Genomic DNA, 6,267 nt, shown 5'->3' on the forward strand with positions numbered 1-6,267 from the left:
GCGCAGATCATGGCCGGCAGCCGCGACCAGCCGCATGCGGCTTTCCATGGCGGTCCGCAGCCGCGACGAGAGCTGGTTCAGCGCATGCGCGGTGGCCTTGACCTCGGCCGAACCCACTTCCGGCACCGCCGCCAGCACGCCGTCCGATCCGATCTTGGAGACGGCGGCCTCCAGCATTTCGAGCGGTCGGATCAGCACCGAGGTGAAATAGACCGATACCGCCGTGGCGCCGGCGACGATCAGCGAGATCCAGCCGGCCAGAACCAGCCATTCTCGCCGCGGCGGCTTGAGGTGCGGCACCTCAATGATCGCCCATCGGCTGTCGGGCAGGTGCATCGATGCGATCTGGCCGGGTTCGTCCGGCTTCTCGTTGACGACCGCGGGAAAGTCGAGGCCACGGCGGTGCAGGATGTCGTTGAGCATCGCCGTTTCCGCACGAGCCACCTTGCCGCCCGCTGGATGGTCGGCGAATTGAACCCGCAGGACGTCGGGGATCGGCCCCGGCAAGAGCCGCACCACCATTTCCATCTGTTGGGCAATCCACGGCACGGTCAGTTCCGGCGGCGGTCCGCCGCCGCGCACGCTGATGACGGCGGCCGTCGCCAGGCCGACGACGCCGACGATCGAGGCGACCAACAGCAGGATGAGACGGCGGCGCAGCGAATTCACGCGTGGCTCTCCACGGTCTCGACACGCGCCGTGAGCTGGTAGCCGCCATTGCGCACGGTCTTGAACAGCGGCCCGTCGCCGGTGTCGGAAAATTTGCGGCGCAGCCGGCTCACCAGCACATCGACCGAGCGTTCCAGCGGATCGCGTTCGCGGCCCTGCGTCAGGTCGAGAAGCTGGTCGCGCGACAAAAGCCGGCCGGGACGGTCGAGAAACACCTGCAAAAGATCGAACTCGGCGCCGGTGAGGTCGACGGCCACGCCTCGCGCATCCGTCACCTTGCGGGTCTCCGGTTCCAGCCTATAGCTGGCAAAGCGGTAGATGCGCGCGCGCGGCGGCGCGGGCGCCTCCTCGGGCGTCGAGCGCCTGAGCACCGCGCGGATGCGGGCAATGAGCTCACGCGGGTTGAACGGCTTGCCGAGATAGTCGTCGGCGCCGAGTTCCAGGCCGATGATGCGGTCGACATCTTCCTTCAGCGCGGTCAGCAGGATGATCGGGGTGTGCGGCTTGCGGTCGCGCAAACCGCGGCAGATATCGAGCCCCGAGCCGTCCGGCAGCATCACGTCGAGCACGATCAGGTCGAATTGGCCGGAGCCAAGCCGTTGCTCGCATTCGCGCCGGTCCGCCGCCGCCGTGACGCGAAAGCCCTGGCTGTCGAGGTAACGCTGGAGAAGCGTCCTGATCTCGCGGTCGTCGTCGACGACGAGGATATGGGGTTGTGACTGCATGACCGTGCCGTTGCCGATGAATATTGGGACCCGTGATTGCAGGGGCTTGCCGCGATTATAGGAGAGCCGCGCCCGAGCGGCGTGGAAAATTGCAACCGAACGTTTCCGGCGGGCCATGGGAAACATTCGGAAACAAATTGCCCTTTTGCGGAAACCTTCGGCAACACGCCGACGCGAAGCGGACAAAGACGCTTCCTATCCTCTGAACCGTCCGAAGCATGAGAGAAAGGAACATCTTTATGCCAAGCAGACTTCTTGCGCTCGGCCTGTTTTCCGTCGCCGCAATTCACCCCGCGCTGGCGGCGCAGCCCGACCCCGGCGCCGGACCCGGTGAGCCGCCCCCTGTCATGGCCATGCAGGATGGGGCAGGCCACGGCCGGAATGGACCCGGCCCGCATGGACCGATGCGACCTGGTTCGCAGGGTTTCGGCCCGCAAGGCTTTGGCCCCCGCCGCATGGGTCCGCCGCCGGAATTCATGCTGGCCGCCCGGCTCGCCGCGCTGGAGACCCGCGTCGGCATCCGCACCGAACAGCTCGACGCCTGGCGCGACTACACCAGCGCGCTGCAGGCGGTGCTTTCGCAGCCTCGGCCTGACCGCGGGCGGCCCGTTGGTGCTGAAGCGAAGGACCCCGACGCAGCAGGCCCGGGCGGCAAGCCCGATCCCTTCGCCTTCCAGGAAAAGCTGGCCGACGACGTTACCGCCCGCGCGGTTTCGGCCGGCAGACTGAAGGAGGCGATCTCTGAACTGCGCGCCAAGCTGACGCCCGAACAACTCGAACTCCTCGCTTCGGCGGAACGTGCCCATGGATCACCCCCCGGTCCCTGGGGCGGTCCGCCGAACGATGCAGCCGGCCCCAGAGGCCTGCCCAACGATGGCAGGCAGCTCCCGCCCCAGCCCGGGAACGACGAGCAACTCTGACCGACTGCACCGGCCGGCCCGGTACCCAACCCGTTCTCGGGTCGGCCGGTTCTCCGGGGATGGCGGGCGTATCTCCGCCATCCTCGTTTCAATCACGCCCAGTTCGAATCGCGCCAATTCGGAACCATGCCCAATTCGAACCCTGCAATGGAAGCACGACAATGTGGGAAGCCATGATCATGCTGCGGCTGCTCGCGTCCGCCAGCCCGAGGCTCTCGTTCGGTCCTGTCGGGCGAGGCATGCCGCTGGCCCCGCCGGCCGACACGCTGAAGGGCGCGATCCGCCTGAGTTTCGCCGGCTGGCGGTTGTCGCTCCCGCTGTCGCAGCCGCTCGACAACCATGGGCATGATGACCGCAAGATCGCGTGAATTCCGGCAAGGCGCTTGGCATGTCCTCGCTGATCGGCATAATGATGTTGGTGGGCATCGCGGCCGGCTACTCGACCTTCGAGCAGCTCCGGCCGCCGAGAAGGAGCGCGACATGAGCCGCTTCGAAGCATTGCTCGTCGCCGCCCGCAGACCGGCGCGGCCCACCATCAAGAGAGCGGCCGGCAGGCCTCGACCAAGCGGGCGAGTGCCCGCGCCCGCAACTCCAGCGAAAGATCATTCAGTCCATGTCTATCCAGCCTAGCCCGTCTTTGCAGCCGGCACGCCGTCTGGCGCCCTGGACCGCGATGTTCGCATCCGCCTTTCTGCTGGCGGCCTGCTCGCAGGAGAGCAGCGCCCCCGCAGGCATGGGCGCGCCCGGCAAACCGGAAGTCGGCGTCGTCACCCTGCATCCGCAATCGGTGGCGATCACCGCCGAACTGTCGGGACGCACGGCGGCCTCGCTGGTTGCCGAAGTGCGCCCGCAGGTGAACGGCATTATCCAGCAGCGCCTGTTCAAGGAGGGCAGCGAGGTGGCGGCTGGACAGCCGCTCTACCTCATCGATCCGGCGAGCTACAAGGCGTCCTACGATAGCGCGGTCGCCGCACAGCAGAAGGCGGAAGCGGCGGTGCCTACGGCGCAGGCCAAGTTCGACCGTTATGCCGGCCTGTTGAAGCAGAACGTTGTTTCCAAACAGGATTATGACGATGCCGCCGCCACGCTGGCGCAGGCGCAAGCCGATGTCGCCTCGGCCAAGGCCAGTGCCGAGACGGCGCGCATCAGCCTCGACCGGACCTCCATCACGGCACCGATCGCCGGGCGCATCGACAAGTCCACGCTGACGCCGGGCGCGCTGGTGACCGCGAACCAGGACACGGTGCTGACCACCATCCGTGCCCTCGATCCGATCAATGTCGACGTCACGCAGTCGAGCACCAACCTGCTCAATCTGCGCCAGGCGATCTCGGAAGGGCGGCTGAAGTTCAGCGGGCCCAATGTCAGCGTGAAGCTGAAGCTCGAGAACGGCACCATCTACACGCAGACCGGCAAGCTGGAATTCGCCGGCGCCAATGTCGACCAGACCACCGGCACCTTTGCGCTCAGGGCCGAGTTCCCCAATCCCGACCGCCTGCTTCTGCCCGGCATGTATGTGCGGGCACTGGTCGAGGAGGGCGTTGCCCAGAACAGTTTCCTGGTGCCGCAGCGTGCCGTCAGCCGCAACACCAAGGGCGAGGCCACCGCCATGGTCATCAATGCGCAGGGCAAGGTCGAGACGCGCGTGCTCGCCGTGCGCAACAGCGTCGGCAACAACTGGCTGGTGGATTCGGGTGTCGGCGACGGCGACCGCGTCATCGTCGAGGGCATGCAACTGGTGCGCCCCGGCGGCGATGCGACGGGTGTCGAAGTGACGATCGACGAGACGACCGGCGAGGTCAAGGACCGCGGGCAGAGCACGTCCGCCGCACCGGCCGCGTCCAATGCGGCGAAACCGGCGCCTGCCGCCGCGACCGGGAACTGAGCGATGTCACTATTCTTCATCAACCGGCCGATCTTCGCCTGGGTGATCGCCATCGTGATCATGCTGGGCGGCCTCCTGGCGCTCACCTCGCTGCCGATCTCGCAATATCCGCAGATTGCGCCGACGACAGTCAACATCAGCGCCACCTATCCGGGCGCCGACGCGCAGACGGTCGAGAACTCGGTGACCAAGGTCATCGAGCAAGGCATGACCGGTATCGACAATCTCGACTACATGACGGCGACGTCGACCTCGACCGGTTCGGCCTCGATCACGCTGACCTTCACCACAGCGGCCGATCCCGATACCGCCCAGGTGCAGACGCAAAACAAGCTGCAGCTGGTGCAGTCGCAGCTGCCGCAGGTGGTGCAGAGCAACGGCATCACCGTCTCCAAATCCTCGACCGGCTTCCTGATGGTCATCGGCTTCGTCTCGACCGACGCCAAGATGAACTCGACCGATCTCGCCGACTATGTCGACGCCACCGTCAACGACACGCTGAAGCGCGTCGAAGGCGTCGGCTCGACGCAGCTGTTCGGCTCCGGCTATGCCATGCGCATCTGGCTCGATCCGGACCAGCTCGCCAAATATGCCCTGATGCCGAGCGATGTGGCGACCGCCATCGAGGCACAGAACACGCAGGTTTCGGCCGGCCAGCTCGGCGGCCTGCCGGCGCGCAAGGGCCAGCAGCTCAATGCCACGGTGACGGCCAAGAGCCGGCTGCAGACCGCCGAACAGTTCCGCAACATCATCCTGAAGAGCCAGACCGATGGCTCTCTGGTCCGCCTCAACGATGTCGCCACCGTCGAGCTCGGCGCCGAAAGCTATACGACGCAGGCCAATTACAATGGCAAGCCGGCGGCCGGCGTCGCCGTCAATTTGGCGACCGGCGCCAACGCCATCAACACCGCCGAAGCGGTGCGTTCGACGATCGCCCGGCTGAGCTCGACCTTCCCGCAAGGGGTCGAGGTCGTCTATCCCTACGACACCTCGCCTTTCGTGCGGCTGTCGATCGAGGAGGTGGTCAAGACGCTGGCCGAAGCAATCGTGCTGGTGTTCCTGGTGATGTTCATCTTCCTGCAGAATTTGCGCGCCACCATCATCCCGACGATCGCCGTGCCGGTGGTGCTGCTCGGCACGTTCGGCGTGCTGTCGCTGTTCGGCTATTCCGTCAACACACTGACCATGTTCGCCATGGTGCTGGCCATCGGCCTCTTGGTCGACGACGCCATCGTCGTCGTCGAGAATGTCGAACGCGTGATGCAGGAGGAAGGCCTGTCGCCGAAGGAGGCGACGCGCAAGTCGATGCACGAAATCACCGGCGCGCTGATCGGCATCGCCACGGTGCTTTCGGCCGTGTTCGTGCCGATGGCTTTCTTCGGCGGCTCGACCGGCATCATCTACCGGCAATTCTCGGTGACCATCGTCTCGGCGATGGTGCTGTCCGTGCTGGTCGCCCTTGTGCTGACGCCCGCACTTTGCGCCACCATCCTGCGGCCGCCCAAGGACCATGCGACGCAGACCGGCCCGTTCGGCTGGTTCAACCGTGTCTTCGATCGCGGCACGCTTGCCTACCGCGACGGCTCGCACGGCATCATCAACCGATCCTGGCGCTTCCTCGTCGTGTTCCTGGCCATCGTCGTTGCCGTGGGCTGGATGTTTGCCCGGCTGCCGAGCTCGTTCCTGCCGGAAGAGGACCAGGGCATCCTGATCACCAGCGTGCAGCTGCCCGTCGGCGCGACGCAGGATCGCACGGAGCGCGTGCTGGCAGAAGTGACCGACCATTATCTCAACCAGGAGAAGGACGCCGTCGACGGGGTGTTCACCGCCTCCGGCTTCGGCTTCGGCGGCGCAGGGCAGAATGTCGGCATCGCTTTCGTGCGGCTGAAGGATTTCGACCTGCGCAAATCGCCGGCTTCCGCCGCGCAGGCCATCGCCGGCCGTGCGATGGGCGCGTTTTCGAAGATCAGGGACGCGCAGGTCTTCGCGCTCGCGCCTCCCGCCATCCAGGGCTTCGGCAACACCAACGGCTTCGACTTCTACCTGCAGGACGTCAACGGCGCCGGCC

5 protein-coding genes and 1 pseudogene are annotated in these 6,267 nt (G+C 66.2%); 4 read left to right on the forward strand and 2 right to left on the reverse strand.

Translation table 11 applies throughout. The annotated features are described in order from the left end of the window. Together ENZ75_RS17230 and ENZ75_RS17235 are read right to left on the reverse strand one after the other, a co-directional pair. Positions 1-669, reverse strand: a pseudogene (locus ENZ75_RS17230) (HAMP domain-containing protein); the annotation flags it as partial. Next, positions 666-1,394 (reverse strand): response regulator, encoded by a 729-nt coding sequence (locus ENZ75_RS17235; protein WP_013530679.1) that lies wholly within the window; start codon positions 1,392-1,394, stop codon positions 666-668. The pseudogene ENZ75_RS17230 and the gene ENZ75_RS17235, both read right to left, overlap by 4 nt. A 239-nt stretch (positions 1,395-1,633) precedes the next feature. On the opposite strand from ENZ75_RS17235, the gene ENZ75_RS17240 reads away from it, so the two are divergent. The 4 genes from ENZ75_RS17240 to ENZ75_RS17255 form a co-directional block, all read left to right on the forward strand. Further along, entirely contained in the window at positions 1,634-2,314 is a 681-nt protein-coding gene (locus tag ENZ75_RS17240; RefSeq protein ID WP_063168602.1) for a hypothetical protein, read from the forward strand. 173 nt (positions 2,315-2,487) lie between these two features. After that, on the forward strand, positions 2,488-2,682 hold the full coding sequence (locus ENZ75_RS17245) for a hypothetical protein (RefSeq protein ID WP_245459178.1): 195 nt from the start codon (positions 2,488-2,490) through the stop codon (positions 2,680-2,682). Between the two features lie 305 nt (positions 2,683-2,987). Continuing rightward, on the forward strand, positions 2,988-4,199 hold the full coding sequence (locus ENZ75_RS17250; RefSeq protein ID WP_050580405.1) for an efflux RND transporter periplasmic adaptor subunit: 1,212 nt from the start codon (positions 2,988-2,990) through the stop codon (positions 4,197-4,199). A 3-nt stretch (positions 4,200-4,202) separates the two neighbouring features. After that, a partial coding sequence (locus ENZ75_RS17255; RefSeq protein ID WP_128278199.1) for an efflux RND transporter permease subunit occupies positions 4,203-6,267 on the forward strand: 2,065 nt, incomplete at its 3' end.

Source organism: Mesorhizobium sp. M7A.F.Ca.CA.002.04.1.1 (assembly GCF_004022805.1).
Classification (GTDB): domain Bacteria; phylum Pseudomonadota; class Alphaproteobacteria; order Rhizobiales; family Rhizobiaceae; genus Mesorhizobium; species Mesorhizobium ciceri.